Raw genomic sequence first — 14,107 nt, 5'->3', positions numbered from 1 at the left:
AGGGATGACCTCCTCCGCCTCGACCTCCGCGCAACCGCAGACCACCCGGCAGCCTGCGCCAGCGGTGCTGCTGCCGCAGCAGTGGCTGGACCGGCAGGCCGCGCACCAGCGCCGGGTGGACGGCTATGCCACCCCCTATCTGGCGCGGCGTTCGGCCGGGAAGAAGCACCCGGTGGAGGACTTCCTCTTCACCTACTACAACCACAAGCCCGGCCAGCTGCGCCGCTGGCATCCCGGCGCGGGCACGCTGCTGGTGGGCGGGGAGGCGCTCGAACGCCTCGGCTGGAAGCACTACCGCGCCGCCACCGCCGACGAGCTGGCCGCGGCAGGGCTGTCCGCCGGCACTCCCGCCGTCGCCGTGGATGCCGACGCCTTCGCCGCCGACCGGGCCGCGGCCATTGACTTTGCCCGGATCATCCTCGCCGGCACCGCCGCCCGGCCGGCCCAGTTTGGCTGCTTTGGCCTGCACGAGTGGGCCATGGTCTACCGGCAGGATGCGCACGACATCCGCCACGAGTACCTGGAACTCCGGCTGGGGTCCGGGGGCACCGATGCCGTGGTGGAGGAGAACAAGATCCGCTGCACGCACTTTGACGCGTTCCGGTTCTACACCCCCGACGCCGGGCCGCTGAACGAACTCGCACCCACCCGCGAGACGCAGCGGCAGCTGGAGCAACCCGGCTGCCTGCATGCCAACATGGACCTTTACAAGTGGGCCTACAAGCTCTCCCCCGCGCTGCCGAGCGAGCTGCTGATGGATTGTTTTGAACTTTCCTTCCGGATCCGGGCGATGGACATGCGGGCTTCACCCTATGATCTTGAGCAATGGGGCTATCCGCCCATTCCCATCGAGACGGCCGAGGGCAAGGCCGCGTATGTGGGGCACCAGCGCCGGTTCGCCGGCGAGTCGGCCCTGCTGCGCACCCGGCTGCTGGCCGCCGTCGACGCCCTGCCGCCCGCCGCTTAGGAGCCCACCGTGCACCCGTCCCGCACCGCCGCGATCCTCCTGCTCACCGGGGCCATTGCCCTGCTCACCGCCTGCGGCGGCGGACCCTCGGGCCCCGGCACCAGCCCGGGCACGACACCGGCCACGTCGACGCCGGCGCCATCCACGCCGTCGGGTACGACGGCTCCGTCCACGCCCACCGGCACGCCGCTGCCGGGCCAGACGGCCGCCCTGGCCATCAGCGTCAGGGCCACTCCGGACACCGCGGCCAAGGAGTTTGTGCTCAACTGCCAGGGCCCGACGTCGCTCCCCGGTTCCACGGCGGCCGATCCGGACGCGGCCTGCGCCGCCGTGGACGCCAATGGCGGCGCAGCCTTCGCCCCGCCCAGCGGTCCGCCGCCGGTGTGCACCCAGCAGTACGGCGGACCGGCCACCGCCACCATCACGGGCACCTTTGGCGGCAAGGCCGTCACTGCGGACTTCAGCCAGACGGACGGCTGCAAGATCTCCGCATGGAATTCGCTGGCCCCGGTGTTCGGCAGCCCCGCCGGCAGCAGCTGACCAAGCATCTGTGTTACAGAAAACGCCCCGAAACCACTGGTTTCGGGGCGTTTTCTGTAACACAGATGCAAGCGGGTGGTGGGCCCACGGCCGCAGGGTTCCTTGGGCGAGGGTGCGGGGCGCGGGTGCGGGTGGGGACTACTTGCCGGGCGTCACCTGGAACGAGCCCCAGGACAGCTGGTTTCCGGCGGAATCAAGCACCACCAGGTTGTCCTTGCCGTTCTTGGTGCCGGCCGGCAGCGTGAACGTGACGGTGTTGTTCCGGTCGGGCTGGAACCAGCCGATGCGGTAGCTGTGCTGGTTCAGGTACACGTAGTACCACTGGCCGTAGACCACATTGTGGATGGCCACGGTGTCGCCGACGCTGTACTTGCCGGTGCCCAGGCCCAGATCCACCGGAGGCTGGCCCTTGAGGTTGTCGCGGGAGAGCTCCGGGTCGGCGGCGGGCTTCGCCGGCAGGACGCGCAGGGCGACGGCGGCCGCCGACAGGTCCGCAGTGGCGGTCTTGGCGCCATTCTTGGCCGTGGCGGCCAGCGCGACGCCGGGCACCTGCGCTGCGGCGAGGTCGGCGGCGGTCAGCGCATAGGTGGAGGCGGCGGATGCCGTGGCCCCCACCGCAAGCGAGGCCTGCGACAGGGAGATGCCCGGTGCGGACACCTCGGCCAGCGGCACGTTGCCGGTGTTTTCAACACCGTACGTATAGGTGATGGTGTCGCCGAGGGTGGCGTAGCCGTCGCCGTCGACGTCGTTCCAGACGGCCGTGGCCGTGCCGGCCAGGCGCGGGGTGCGGACCATCAGGTCAACCTCGTCGCCGGTGATGGCGTAGTTCGCCGTGGTGGCACCGGTGCCGGTGACCTGCCAGGTGGCGGCCGGGACGAAGAAGCCCTGGGCCGCCTCGTCGGCGGTCACGGTGTGCTTGGGCGTGCCGCAGTCGTAGCCCGCCCAGACGGCCAGCGTCATGAAGCGGCAGTTGCCGCCGCCGTCGGCCGGGACGAACGGCTTGAAGCTGCCGGTCTGCGGCACCACCGATTCGGTGATGTTGCCCAGGCTGGTGACGGTGAACTTGTACGGCACAGCATCCCCGGCCGCGTACGGGGCGGCGGCCAGGTCGCGGCCGGCGTCGTTGCGCTGGCCCTTGATGTCAGCGCCCACGATGGTCGCGGTGGAGCCGCCGGTGATGGTCACCTTGGCCGGCGCCGACACGGAACGCGCACCGGCAACCACCTTGGCGGCAATGTTGGCGGTTCCGGCCTTGGCGTAGGCGGGGATCGTCACCGGGACGCTGACGGTGACAGCGCCACCGGCGGGAACGCTCGGCACGGCAACGGAGCCAAAGGTCCAGCCGGGCAGCGCAGCGAACGTCGCCGTCGCGCCTTCCAACGCGGATTCGCCGGTGTTGCCGACGGTCAGCTCGGCGTTGACGGTGGCGCCGTTGTCGCCCGTGATGGCCGCAGCCGCCACGCTGGCGCCGCAGTACACGTCCAGCCATTCGGCGTTGAACTTGCCGAAGGTGATCTTGTTGGCATCACCCTCATAGAGCACGCCGAAGGTGCCGTCGGAGAGCGCGGTCACGGTGGAGTAGCTCATGGTTCCGGACTTGAACTGCTTGCCGGCGGACCAGGTGGTGCCGTTGTCGCAGGAGTAGCGGATGGTGCCGTTGGAGCGACTGGAGGAGCTGTTCGCGTTGGAAAAGAGCAGCATCTTTGCCGCTGCGGAGTTCTCCGCGGCGTCCGGGTACATGCGGGTGATGCCGGCGTTGTTGGTGGGGTCGACCAGGGCTGCATCGTAGGTGGCGGGGCCGTAGGTGGCGCCGCCGTCGGTGGAGATGGCGATGCGGCGGCCATGGCCGCCGGCGTTGTCGCGCGAATTGAGCATAACGCGGCCGTCGGAAAGCTCGACCACCTTGTTCTCGTCCATGCCGGTGCCGACAAAGGCACCGCGCTGCCAGGTCTTGCCGTGGTCGTCGGAGTAGAGGCTGTAGGCCTGGATGGCCGTGGTGTTGTCCCCCTGGCGCACGGTGCCGGCGTACTGCTGGATGAGGCGGCCCTTGTAGGCGCCGTACTTGAGCTGGATGCCCTCGCCGGAGGAGGCGAAGAAGCCCTTCACGCCGCCCACGCCGCTGACGCCGTTGACGGTGGTCCCGGCGGGCTTGGCGACATCGGTGACCAGCGGGCCGTCAAAGGCGGCGTACGTGGACCCGGCGGCATAGTTCTGCGGCGTGGGCAGGGACGGCTGGTTGGCCGGGTCGGTGGACCAGGTCAGGCCGCCGTCGGTGGAGACGGACACCTCGGCGCCGATGGCCTGGCGGTCGGCGTCATCGGTGGCCCACGAACTCCCGGCGAAGCCCTGGTCCTTGGAGTAGACATGGAAGTTGAAGACGGTGCCCGTCTCCTTGTCCACCACATAGGAGGGGTCGGAGAAGCCGTAGCGCAGCGTGCCGGCGGCGGCCAGCTGGCCGCGGGCAATGTAGGTGGGGGCGCCCCAGGTGGCGCCGTTGTCCGTGCTGCGACGCTGGACGATGGAGTTCGCCGACGGCGAGTCGCCGCCGTCGGGACGGCCGTCGTAGGCGGCCAGCAGGACGCCGTTCCCCAGATCGGCCAGGGCCGGGATCCGGTAGAAGGGCGCAAGGGTGGAACTGACGGCATTGTCGCCATTGGCGGCCAATGCTTGTTGGGCGTAGCTGGGGGCCGCGGGGGTTTCCGCAGCCATGGCCGGTGCCAGCATCGTTGCCAGCAGGCCCGCGGTCAATGCGCCGGCGGCCGAGGCCTTGGCGGCGCCGCTCCAGCGGCGTCGGGTGTTCGGGGACGTCATCCGGTTCCTTTCAGTGCGGCCCTGAGCGGCCGCATTGCCGAGCCACATCTGCTCGATCATGAGCGGACCGGGGTCCCTTTGATCATCAGACATGGAATGTCCTACCTATCATAGGGTGAGTTGGGTCACTTGTGTAGTACATTTCACACCACGTCCGTGGCCGCGCCCACGTCCGGCCCTGGCGGGGCCCAGCCGGCGCAGGAACCCTGCGGCGCCCCCTTCCCCGGTCCGCCGGGTTGCGAACACTCGGTAGAATGGAAGGGCAAGCTCGCGGAGCGCCTGTGTCATGTGGTTCTTGGATCCCCAAAGACGGCGTGAGACGGCAATTCCGCGGCCAACCCCTCTCTTCACATCAGGAGTTCCCGGATGCCCCGGATCGTTGTCGATGTCATGCTCAAACCCGAAATCCTTGACCCGCAGGGGAAGGCCATTGTCGGTGCCCTCCCCCGCCTGGGCTTCACCGAGTTCTCCGCCGTCCGCCAGGGCAAGCGCTTTGAACTGACAGTGGACGGCGAGGTGACCGACGAAATCCTGGCCAAGGCCCGCGAGGCCGCCGAGAAGATGCTCTCCAACCCCGTCATCGAGGACGTCGTGAACGTCGAAGTGGTGGCTGACTAGCCATGACTGAAACCCCCTTGATTGGTTCCCTGGCCTCCGGCGCACCCCGCGCCGAGCTCAGCGGAGCCCGCATCGGCGTTGTCACGTTCCCGGGCACCCTTGACGACCGCGACGCCGCCCGCGCGGTGCGCCTCTCCGGCGCCACCGCCGTCGAGCTCTGGCATGCGGACACCGAGCTGGCCGACGTCGACGCCGTCGTGATCCCCGGCGGCTTCTCCTACGGCGACTACCTGCGCGCCGGCGCCATCTCCCGCTTCGCCCCGCTGATGACGCGCATCGTCGACGCCGCCAACTCCGACGCCAAGCTGCCCGTGCTGGGCATTTGCAATGGCTTCCAGATCCTCACCGAGGCCCACCTGCTGCCCGGCTCGATGATCAAGAACGACCACCTGAAGTTCCTGTGCCGCGACCAGGTGCTGCGCGTGGAGAACAACACCACCGCGTGGACCAACGCGTACGCAGCCGGGCAGGAAATCACCGTCCCGCTGAAGAACCAGGACGGCCAGTACATCGCCGACGAGAAGACCCTCGACGCCCTTGAGGCCGAGGGCCGGGTGGCGTTCCGCTATGTCGGCATGAACCCGAACGGCTCCCGCCGCGACATCGCCGGCATCACGAACGCCGCGGGCAACGTGGTGGGCCTCATGCCGCACCCGGAGCACGCAATTGAACACGGCTACGGCCCGGACCACACCGGCACGGACGGACTGGGCTTCTTCACCTCGGTCCTGAACACGCTTCTGGGAGGCAAATAAATGTCCGAGATCTCGCTCCCCACCGGCCCCCTTGCCTCGCAAGCTCGGCCAGGTAACCCTGCCGGCGTGGGCCCAAGCTCGACCACCGAGTCCGCCAAGAAGTTCAACATCGACACCGTCGCAAACGCCGCAGTCACCCCGGACGTCGAGCTGCCCTGGGCCGAGCTGGGCCTGAAGCAGAACGAGTTCGACGACGTCGTGAAGGTGCTGGGCCGCCGCCCCACCGGCGCCGAGCTGGCCATGTACTCCGTGATGTGGAGCGAGCACTGCTCCTACAAGTCCTCCAAGAACCACCTGCGCCAGTTCGGCTCCAAGGTGACGGAGGAGATGAAGAAGGACATGCTGGTGGGCATCGGCGAAAACGCCGGCGTGACCAACCTGGGCGACGGCTGGGCCGTGACGTTCAAGATCGAGTCCCACAATTCGCCGTCGTTCGTGGAGCCCTACCAGGGTGCCGCCACCGGCATTGGCGGCATTGTCCGCGACATCATCTCCATGGGCGCCCGCCCGGTGGCCGTGATGGATCCGCTGCGTTTCGGCGCCATCGACCACCCGGACACCGCCCGCGTCATGCACGGTGCGGTGGCTGGCATCGGCGGCTACGGCAACTCCCTGGGCCTGCCGAACATCGGCGGCGAGATGGTCTTCGACGCCATCTACCAGGGCAACCCGCTGGTCAACGCGCTGGCCGTGGGCGTCATGCGCCACGAGGACATCCGCTTGGCCAACGCCTCCGGCAAGGGCAACAAGGTGGTGCTGTTCGGTGCCCGCACCGGCGGCGACGGCATTGGCGGCGCCTCGGTGCTGGCCTCGGAGTCGTTCGACGACACCAAGCCCTCCAAGCGCCCCGCCGTCCAGGTGGGCGACCCCTTCGCCGAGAAAGTGCTCATCGAGTGCTGCCTGGAACTGTTCAAGGGCTCCCTCGTTGAGGGCATCCAGGACCTGGGCGCCGCAGGCATTTCCTGCGCCACCTCTGAGCTGGCCTCCAACGGCGACGGCGGCATGGAAGTTGAGCTGACCTCCGTCCTGCTGCGCGACCCCACCCTGACCCCGGGCGAAATCCTGATGTCGGAGTCGCAGGAACGCATGATGGCCGTTGTCACGCCGGAGAACATTGCCGCGTTCGAGGCCGTCATGGACAAGTGGGCCGTGGAGTACTCCTGGCTGGGCGAGGTCACCGACACCGGCCGCCTGATCATCACGTGGGAAGGCGAGGTCATTGTCGACGTCGACCCGCGCACCGTGGCCCACGACGGCCCGGTCTACGACCGCCCGTACGCCCGCCCCGAGTGGCAGGATGCCCTGCAGGCCGATGCCTTCACCGGCAGCGTCCACGACGGCGGCCGTCCGGCCGACGCCGAGGGGATCAAGGCCGCCGTGCTGGAGCTCATCGCTTCCCCGAACATGTGCTCCAAGGACTGGATCACCAACCAGTACGACCGCTACGTGGGTGGCAACACCGCCATGGCGTTCCCGGATGATGCCGGTGTGGTCCGCGTGGACGAGGAAACCGGCCTGGGCGTTGCCCTGGCCACCGACGCCAACGGCCGCTACACCTTCCTGGACCCGTACCACGGCGCACAGCTGGCGCTGGCCGAGGCCTACCGCAACGTCGCCACCTCCGGCGCCGTGCCCATGGCCGTCAGCGACTGCCTGAACTTCGGCTCCCCCGAGGATCCGGACGTCATGTGGCAGCTGGCCGAGTCCATCCGCGGCCTGTCCGACGCCTGCATGGAGCTGGGCATCCCGGTCACCGGCGGCAACGTCTCGCTGTACAACCAGACCGGCACCACGCCCATCCACCCCTCCCCCGTGGTGGCTGTGCTGGGCAAGCTGGACGACGTCGCCCGCCGCACCCCCTCGGGCTGGAAGGAAGACGGCCAGGCCATCTACCTGCTGGGCGCGACGGCGGCCGAGCTGGACGGTTCCGAGTGGGCCAACATGCGCGGACACTTGGGCGGACTCCCGCCCAAGGTCGACCTCGCCGCCGAGCGCGCACTGGGCGAGATCCTGATCAACGCCTCCCGCGACGGCATGGTGGACGCCGCGCACGACCTCTCCGAGGGTGGCCTCGCGGCAGCCCTGGTGGAGTCCGCGCTGCGCTTCAACACCGGCGCCCGGATCGCCCTGGACGAGGTGGCACAGCGCGACGGCGTGGATGCGTTCACGCTGCTGTTCTCCGAGTCCCAGGCCCGTGCCTTGGTCTCCGTGCCGCGTTCCGAGGAAATCCGCTTCACCGACATGTGCACGGCCCGGAACTTCCCGGCCGCCCGCATCGGCGTGGTGGATGCCGCCTCCGGCTCCCTGGACCTGCAGGGCCAGTTCAGCGCACCGCTGGATGAGCTCCGCGAGGCACACGAGGCCACGCTGCCGAAGTACTTCGGCTAGGATCCCCCGCTCCACATCTGAGCCCGTTTCTTAGGTTCCGCCACCGTTCTACCGGTGGCGGAACCTAAGAAACGGGCTCACTTTTCGTCCGCGGCCGCCTGCGCCTCGTCCAGGGCCTGGCGGGCGTACTCCTGCTGCTCCGCCGTGCCCACCTCCAGTGCGGCCGCCAGCGCCCCGCGGAACGCCGCGACGGCGCCGTCGTCGTCCCCGGCGTCGCGCAGGGACCAGCCCCGGTTGTTGAGCAGCCCCACGCGCCAGCGGGCCGTCCGGCGCACCTGCTCCGGGTTGCCGGTGGCGGCGTCGACGGCGGCCAGCCCGGCGGCCGTCCAGTGCGCGCTGCGCTCCGTGTCCGCGATGGCCAGCATGTGCAGGGCGTCCACCTGCAGGAAGTGCAGGCCATTTGCGTGGGCCAGGGCCGCGGCCAGTTCAAAATGCGCAATGGCCGCTGCGCCATGGCCGGAGGAATTGAACAGCCGGCCGCGTTCCAGCTCGATCCGCACGGCCACCACGGGTTCGTGCGGCGCCACGGCATCCAGCACCGCCGCCGCCTCACCGAACCTCCCCTGCAGGCCCAGCGCGCGGGCCAGCTGCGTGGCCAGCTCCGCGGCGTCGGCGGGGGCCATGCCGTCGGCATCCATGGCGGCCCGGAACCGCGCCTCGGATCCTGCCGCGTCGGAGAAGTCCCAGAGCTTGTCCAGGGACAGTTGGTCAAACATGGCGGCGCGCCTTTCGCGAATCGGCCACCAGCGACTTCGCGGCAGCCAGGTAGGACTTGGTGACGAACTGTTGGGTCAGCCTGGTGACGGGCGCGCCCAGCGTGAAGACCAGCCCGGCGGGGCGGCTGAACGCCAGCAGGCGGAAGTGCACGGCACCGTCGGCGGCCAGGGTGGCCACGAAGGCCTCCTCGCCGCGGGCCGGGTGCCCGGGCAGCGTGCCGTAGCCAAAGCCCGCCAGTGCAGGCTCCCCCGCGGCGCGGGGCCCGGCGCCGGCGTCCACGCGGGTGCCGTCAGTACCGCCGCCGGCCTCGGTCCAGACCACCTCGCAGGGCACCGGGAGCCGGAGCAGCCCCACGCCGAAGCCGCTGACCACCCGTCCGCCCACCCGGGCCCGGGCCTCGGCGCGGACGGTGAGGCCGGCCCGACGCTGGATCTCCCAGCCCAGGATGCCCTCCGCCAAGGCCCGGAAGTCCTCGGGCCCCGTGCCCACGCGGAGCACGATGTCCACGCCGCGGTAGCCCGGCGGCCAGTGGATGTCTCCGGTGGGCGCGGTGGCCAAGGCGTGCGTGAGGCCGATCTGCGGATAGGTCAGTGCGGCGCGCCTGTCCCTAGAGTCCACGGGCCAGTCCGCTCCACCCGAGGGCCTCGCGCTGCGCCCTGGGCAGCGCCGCCACCACCAGGTCGTAGGAATCCTCGAGCATGTCCAACACCATCGATCCCTCCACCACGGCGCAGTCGGCGGTGTTCCAGTGCGTCTTGTTCAGGTGGTAGCCGGGGGTGATGCCGGGGTGGGCCAGCCGCAGTTGGCGGGCGAGCTCGGGATCGCATTTGAGGCTGACCTTCAGCGGCTGTCCGTCCAGCTGCGAAATGGCGAACACCTTCCCCACCCGGCTGGCGCCGCCGGCCGGGGCCAGGACCTTGAAGACGGAATTCTCCGGGCCAAAGGGGAAATCTTCATAGGCGCCCGGCAGGGCCAGGGCGGCATTTCTCAGGCTGTCGGGATCCACCCTCCGAGCCTATACCCGCCGGGTTTGCCGGACGTCCTTGCGCAACGGGGATGCCCGTCCCCACCGGGGACAACGGAACGGGTGCGTCCTGGACGGGGAACGGCGTCAGCAGCGGCGCATCCCTCACCCGCACCGGAGTCAGCCGGTGGCGAGGTAGTCCTCGAGCAGGACCACCTCAAGGCCCGCGGCCTTCTGGGCCGCCAGGAACGCGGCCATGTCGGCGGCAAATTCGGGCCGGAAATGCATCAGCACAATGTCTCCCGGACGCAGCGCATGGCCCACCTGGTAGTCCATGCCGCCGGCGTTGGCCTTGGCCTCCCAGTCGACGATGGCCTTCATGCCGCAGTCCGCCGCGGCCCTGCGGGTGACGTTGGTGTAGGGGCCGCCCGGCGGCCGGAAGAGCACCGGGCGCCGGCCGTAGGCGACCTGGGCATAGTCCGCCATGGAACAGATCTCCGCCTTCTGCTGGGCATAGGAGAGCGTGATGAAGTTCAGCTGGTGGCTCACCGTATGGTTTTCCACCAGGTGGCCCTGCGCCACGAAGCCGGAGAAAAACGCGGGGTTGTCCAGCACGAACGTCTGGGCCAGGAACAGCGAGGCCTTGATCTGGTTGTCCGTCAGGATCTTCAGGTCCTGCGGCATCTTGGTGGCGCCGTCGTCGATGGTCAGGAAAACCACCTTCTGCTCGGTGGGGACCCTGGTCAGCACCGGCACCATGCCGTCGGTGACGGGAGGCAGCACGTAGTCCGGCACCAGCGCCGGTTTGGCCGGCACGGTGGGCACCGGCACCGCTGCCGGGGCCGACGACGGCGCGGAGGCGGCTTGCGCTCCCCCGGCTGCGGGGGTGGCCGGGGCCGCCTGCGGTGCGGCCGTGGACTCCCTGGGCGAGAGCAGCCAGAGGCCGCTCAGGGCCAAGATGGCGGCCACGGCAATGCCCATGGAAATGAGGATCCAACGCCAAGGACTGGCTCCGGCATTGAGATGTCGGGGCACGGCTCACCTTCTGGTCTGCGGAACGGGTCATAGGCAGACTAGCAGTTCTCCCAGGGTCAGGAGCGCCGGCGCCGCGCCTCGATCACCGGGCACGCATTCATGACGACATCCAGCCCCGCGGCGGCGGCCCGGGCGGCGGCGGCCTCGTCGATGACGCCCAGCTGCAGCCACACCGCACCGGCGCCGCGGGCGATGGCCGCATCCACCACCGCGCCCACGCGCGTGGAGTTCACAAAGCAGTCCACCACGTCGATTTCGCCCGGAATCTCGTCCAGTTCCGTGTAGCCGGCGGCACCATGGACGTCCTCGCCCCGGGGGTTGACCGGGATGATGTCCATGCCCAGCTGCTGCTGGACAAACCGGGACACCTCCACCGCGGGGCGGAGCGGATTGTTGGACAGGCCCACCACGGCCCAGCGTCCAGGGGCGGTGAGCAGCCGGGTGATCACGTCCGGGTCATTGGCATGGATCATGGACCGAGCCTACTCCGGCCGGCCCACCACCGGTGGACTGCCGGGCCGGTGGAGACCCGCGGCTCAACCGCCGTGGCTGAGTTCCTCCGCATACAGCGACCAGAACTCATTGGGCCGCGCGGCCGCGGCGTCGATGGCCTTCAGCCGCTTCTCGAAGTCGCGGGCCACCCGATCGAAGTCTTCATCGTCCTCCGGGCCCACGGCGTCCCGGTCGATGGCCCCCCACAGCCCGGCGATCTCCACCAGCTGTGCCAGGGACGAGGCCACCAATGTTTCATCGTCCTCGCAGACGCAATGGACACTGCCCGTTTCACGGTCGACCACCACGAATTGGAAGTCGCCGTCATTGAGGATGATGGCGCGTCCGGCGTCGTCGTCCTCGAACGGTGGCTCCAGCCACTCCCCCGCCAGTGGAATGTCCTCCAAGCCAATGGGAACCATCGGCGCTAGGCCGGCCACAATCTGGTTATCGTCCATCACAACCTCCCCTTTGTCCTGACACTAGCCACGGCCCCTAGCCCCGTCAATGGTTTCCGGACCGGCGGACGGGGTGGTTTCAGAGCATCCGGCCGGAGCTCTCCAGCCGCCGGTTCAGCAGCACGGGCAGGAACTCACGGACCTCGGAGATGCGCTTGGCGCTCACATCCGCGGTGGCTGTCCCCTCGGCCTCCTCGTTAAGGAAATCGGCCGGGATGCCCATCGGGTCCAGGATCGCGGAGTGGCCGATGCAGTGGTCGCTGGAGGTGCCGGCGGCGGCCATCCAGACCGTATTTTCGATGGCGCGGGCCTTGAGCAGGGTCTCCCAGTGCTCGATCTTGTGGTCGCCCTTGAACCAGGCGGCGGCCACACAGATCAGGTCCGCCCCCGCCACCGCCAGAGCCCGGGCCAGCTCCGGGAACCGCAGGTCGTAGCAGGTCATCATGCCCACCTTGAAGCCGCCGATCTCCACCAGCTTGATGCCGCCGTCGCCGGGCTTGATCCTGGTTGATTCCTTGTAGGAGAAGGCATCGTAGAGGTGGAGCTTGCGGTAGGTTTCCAGGATCCGGCCGTTGTGGTCCACCGCCACCAGCGTGTTGTAGGGGCGCTCCTCGCCGCTGGATTCGTAGCCGCCGGCAATCACGGCGATGCCCACCTCCTTGGCCAGCACGGATAGGCCGTGGACAAAGGTGGTCCACTGCGCGTCCACCGCTGCGGCAAAGCTGCCCGCCACGCGGCCCACGGAGAACATGGATTCCTCGGGGAAGACGATCAGCCCGGCACCCTCGCCCTGGGCGCCCACGGCGAGGCGTCGCATGGCGGCCAGGTTCTCGGCGACGTCGCCGCCCGGGTTGAACTGTCCAACGCTGACCTTCATGGCTTCTCCTCGGCTTCGCTACGAAAGGAATTCCAGCCTAGCCCGTGCAGCCCCCGCACAAAACAAAACTGTGGTGCAGTAGTTGCCCGAATGGACGTCCATAAGAGCAAGTGCTGCACCACAGTTTTGGGTTGCTATTCGGCGATCAGGTCGTAGCGCACGATCGTCTGGTCGCGGTCCGGGCCCACGCCGATGGCGGAGAACCGGGTGCCGGACATGGCCTCCAAGGCCAGCACGTAGTTGCGGGCGTTCTCCGGCAGGTCCTCCAGCGTGGTGGTGCCGGTGATGTCCTCGGTCCAGCCCGGGAAGTACTCGAAGATGGGCTTCGCGTGGTGGAAGTCCGTCTGCGTCATCGGCATCTCGTCGTAGCGGACGCCGTCGACGTCGTAGGCCACGCAGACCGGGATCTGCTCGATGCCCGTCAGCACGTCCAGCTTGGTGACGAAGTAGTCCGTGAAGCCGTTGACGCGGGAGGCGTGTCGGGCCAGGACGGCGTCGTACCAGCCGCAGCGGCGCGGCCGGCCGGTGTTCACGCCAAACTCGCCACCGGTCTTCTGCAGGTAGTCGCCCATCTCGTCAAAGAGCTCGGTGGGGAACGGACCGGCGCCAACACGGGTGGTGTAGGCCTTGATGATGCCCACGGCGCGGTTGATCCGGGTGGGGCCAATGCCCGAGCCGACGGAGGCGCCGCCGGCGGTCGGGTTGGAGGAGGTCACGAACGGGTAGGTGCCGTGGTCCACGTCCAGGAACGTGGCCTGGCCGCCCTCCATGAGGACCACCTTGCCCTCGTCCAGCGCCTTGTTCAGCACGTAGGTGGCGTCGATGACCAGCGGGCGCAGGCGCTCGGCGTAGCCCAGGAAGTACTCCACGATCTCGTCCACCAGGATGGAGCGGCGGTTGTAGACCTTGACCAGGAGCTCGTTCTTCTGCTTGAGCGAGCCCTCCACCTTCTGGCGCAGGATGGACTCGTCAAAGACGTCCTGGACGCGGATGCCCAGCCGGGCCACCTTGTCCATGTAGGCCGGGCCGATGCCGCGGCCGGTGGTGCCGATGGCACGCTTGCCCAGGAAGCGCTCGGTGACCTTGTCCAGCACCTGGTGGTACGGGGCCACCAGGTGGGCGTTGGCGGAGATGCGCAGCTTGGACGTGTCGGCGCCGCGGGCCTCCAGTCCGTCGATCTCGGCAAAGAGCGCCTCGAGGTTGACCACGCAGCCGTTGCCAATGATCGGGACGGCATTGGGGCTCAGAATGCCGGCGGGAAGGAGCTTGAGCTCGTACTTCTCACCGCCGACGACGACGGTGTGCCCGGCGTTGTTGCCGCCATTGGGCTTGACCACGTAGTCGACTCGGCCGCCCAAAAGATCGGTGGCCTTACCTTTGCCCTCGTCGCCCCACTGGGCTCCGACGATCACGATTGCTGGCATAGGATCCTCCCCCATTCGTTGGGCACCCGGTACTTTCCTGCAGGCGCAGGGCCGGACACCG

General features: G+C 68.9%; 14 protein-coding genes. 5 read left to right on the top strand and 9 right to left on the bottom strand.

Annotation, left to right across the window (positions count from 1 at the left end; genetic code table 11):
• The first annotated feature begins 4 nt into the window (after positions 1-4).
• Both ACQCSX_RS15765 and ACQCSX_RS15760 read left to right on the top strand, forming a co-directional pair.
• Positions 5-967, top strand: coding sequence for a 3-methyladenine DNA glycosylase (locus ACQCSX_RS15765; protein ID WP_427016215.1), 963 nt, complete (start codon positions 5-7; stop codon positions 965-967).
• A 9-nt stretch (positions 968-976) separates the two neighbouring features.
• A complete protein-coding gene (locus tag ACQCSX_RS15760; RefSeq protein WP_427016214.1) occupies positions 977-1,507 on the top strand; it encodes an SSI family serine proteinase inhibitor in 531 nt (176 codons plus the stop codon).
• A gap of 138 nt (positions 1,508-1,645) precedes the next feature.
• Here ACQCSX_RS15760 and ACQCSX_RS15755 read toward each other — a convergent pair whose 3' ends face one another.
• The gene (locus ACQCSX_RS15755; RefSeq protein WP_427016213.1) at positions 1,646-4,411 is read right to left on the bottom strand and encodes an exo-alpha-sialidase; all 2,766 of its coding nucleotides are present in this window, start codon (positions 4,409-4,411) and stop codon (positions 1,646-1,648) included.
• 273 nt (positions 4,412-4,684) lie between these two features.
• On the opposite strand from ACQCSX_RS15755, the gene purS reads away from it, so the two are divergent.
• Genes purS through purL form a run of 3 tightly spaced genes read left to right on the top strand, consistent with a single transcriptional unit; the run spans position 4,685 to position 8,079 of the window.
• Positions 4,685-4,936 carry a phosphoribosylformylglycinamidine synthase subunit PurS gene (gene purS, locus ACQCSX_RS15750; RefSeq protein ID WP_427016212.1) on the top strand — a complete coding sequence of 84 codons (252 nt, stop codon included), beginning with the start codon at positions 4,685-4,687 and terminating at the stop codon, positions 4,934-4,936.
• Positions 4,937-4,938: 2 nt separating this feature from the next.
• The gene (purQ, locus tag ACQCSX_RS15745) at positions 4,939-5,691 is read left to right on the top strand and encodes a phosphoribosylformylglycinamidine synthase subunit PurQ (RefSeq protein ID WP_427016211.1); all 753 of its coding nucleotides are present in this window, start codon (positions 4,939-4,941) and stop codon (positions 5,689-5,691) included.
• Positions 5,692-8,079 carry a phosphoribosylformylglycinamidine synthase subunit PurL gene (gene purL / locus ACQCSX_RS15740; RefSeq protein ID WP_427016210.1) on the top strand — a complete coding sequence of 796 codons (2,388 nt, stop codon included), beginning with the start codon at positions 5,692-5,694 and terminating at the stop codon, positions 8,077-8,079.
• A 77-nt stretch (positions 8,080-8,156) separates the two neighbouring features.
• On the opposite strand, the gene ACQCSX_RS15735 is transcribed toward purL, so the two are convergent.
• From ACQCSX_RS15735 to ACQCSX_RS15700, 8 genes are all read right to left on the bottom strand, one after another.
• On the bottom strand, positions 8,157-8,795 hold the full coding sequence (locus tag ACQCSX_RS15735; protein WP_427016209.1) for a hypothetical protein: 639 nt from the start codon (positions 8,793-8,795) through the stop codon (positions 8,157-8,159).
• Positions 8,788-9,414, bottom strand: coding sequence for a DUF1990 family protein (locus ACQCSX_RS15730; RefSeq protein ID WP_427016208.1), 627 nt, complete (start codon positions 9,412-9,414; stop codon positions 8,788-8,790). Before ACQCSX_RS15730 ends, ACQCSX_RS15735 begins: the two co-directional genes overlap by 8 nt.
• Positions 9,404-9,802: an MmcQ/YjbR family DNA-binding protein gene (locus tag ACQCSX_RS15725; protein ID WP_427016207.1), complete on the bottom strand. Its 399-nt coding sequence runs from the start codon at positions 9,800-9,802 to the stop codon at positions 9,404-9,406. The genes ACQCSX_RS15730 and ACQCSX_RS15725 overlap by 11 nt, the downstream gene beginning before the upstream one ends.
• 138 nt (positions 9,803-9,940) lie before the next feature.
• Entirely contained in the window at positions 9,941-10,741 is an 801-nt protein-coding gene (locus ACQCSX_RS15720) for a polysaccharide deacetylase family protein (protein ID WP_427016206.1), read from the bottom strand.
• 110 nt (positions 10,742-10,851) lie between these two features.
• Positions 10,852-11,268 (bottom strand): CoA-binding protein, encoded by a 417-nt coding sequence (locus ACQCSX_RS15715; RefSeq protein WP_427016205.1) that lies wholly within the window; start codon positions 11,266-11,268, stop codon positions 10,852-10,854.
• A 63-nt stretch (positions 11,269-11,331) separates the two neighbouring features.
• Positions 11,332-11,745 (bottom strand): SUKH-4 family immunity protein, encoded by a 414-nt coding sequence (locus ACQCSX_RS15710; RefSeq protein ID WP_427016204.1) that lies wholly within the window; start codon positions 11,743-11,745, stop codon positions 11,332-11,334.
• Positions 11,746-11,824: 79 nt separating this feature from the next.
• A complete protein-coding gene (locus ACQCSX_RS15705) occupies positions 11,825-12,622 on the bottom strand; it encodes a carbon-nitrogen hydrolase family protein (protein ID WP_427016203.1) in 798 nt (265 codons plus the stop codon).
• A gap of 134 nt (positions 12,623-12,756) precedes the next feature.
• Complete coding sequence (locus ACQCSX_RS15700) at positions 12,757-14,046, bottom strand: adenylosuccinate synthase (RefSeq protein ID WP_427016202.1); 1,290 nt, start codon at positions 14,044-14,046, stop codon at positions 12,757-12,759.
• Positions 14,047-14,107 lie beyond the last annotated feature (61 nt).

Source organism: Pseudarthrobacter sp. P1, from assembly GCF_050156935.1.
In the GTDB taxonomy this organism is placed as follows: Bacteria; Actinomycetota; Actinomycetes; order Actinomycetales; family Micrococcaceae; genus Specibacter.
Note: the sequence above shows the minus strand (reverse complement) of the source record. Positions and strands in the feature narration are given on the sequence as shown.

Excerpts from the sequence above, each read along its gene's own strand:
- ACQCSX_RS15765 (WP_427016215.1), top strand. The coding sequence starts at position 5 with ATGACCTCCTCCGCCTCGACCTCCGCGCAACCGCAGACCACCCGGCAG.
- ACQCSX_RS15755 (WP_427016213.1), bottom strand. The coding sequence starts at position 4,411 with ATGTCTGATGATCAAAGGGACCCCGGTCCGCTCATGATCGAGCAGATG.
- purS (WP_427016212.1), top strand. The coding sequence starts at position 4,685 with ATGCCCCGGATCGTTGTCGATGTCATGCTCAAACCCGAAATCCTTGAC.
- purQ (WP_427016211.1), top strand. The coding sequence starts at position 4,939 with ATGACTGAAACCCCCTTGATTGGTTCCCTGGCCTCCGGCGCACCCCGC.
- purL (WP_427016210.1), top strand. The coding sequence starts at position 5,692 with ATGTCCGAGATCTCGCTCCCCACCGGCCCCCTTGCCTCGCAAGCTCGG.
- ACQCSX_RS15735 (WP_427016209.1), bottom strand. The coding sequence starts at position 8,795 with ATGTTTGACCAACTGTCCCTGGACAAGCTCTGGGACTTCTCCGACGCG.
- ACQCSX_RS15720 (WP_427016206.1), bottom strand. The coding sequence starts at position 10,741 with ATGGGCATTGCCGTGGCCGCCATCTTGGCCCTGAGCGGCCTCTGGCTG.
- ACQCSX_RS15715 (WP_427016205.1), bottom strand. The coding sequence starts at position 11,268 with ATGATCCATGCCAATGACCCGGACGTGATCACCCGGCTGCTCACCGCC.
- ACQCSX_RS15710 (WP_427016204.1), bottom strand. The coding sequence starts at position 11,745 with ATGGACGATAACCAGATTGTGGCCGGCCTAGCGCCGATGGTTCCCATT.
- ACQCSX_RS15705 (WP_427016203.1), bottom strand. The coding sequence starts at position 12,622 with ATGAAGGTCAGCGTTGGACAGTTCAACCCGGGCGGCGACGTCGCCGAG.
- ACQCSX_RS15700 (WP_427016202.1), bottom strand. The coding sequence starts at position 14,046 with ATGCCAGCAATCGTGATCGTCGGAGCCCAGTGGGGCGACGAGGGCAAA.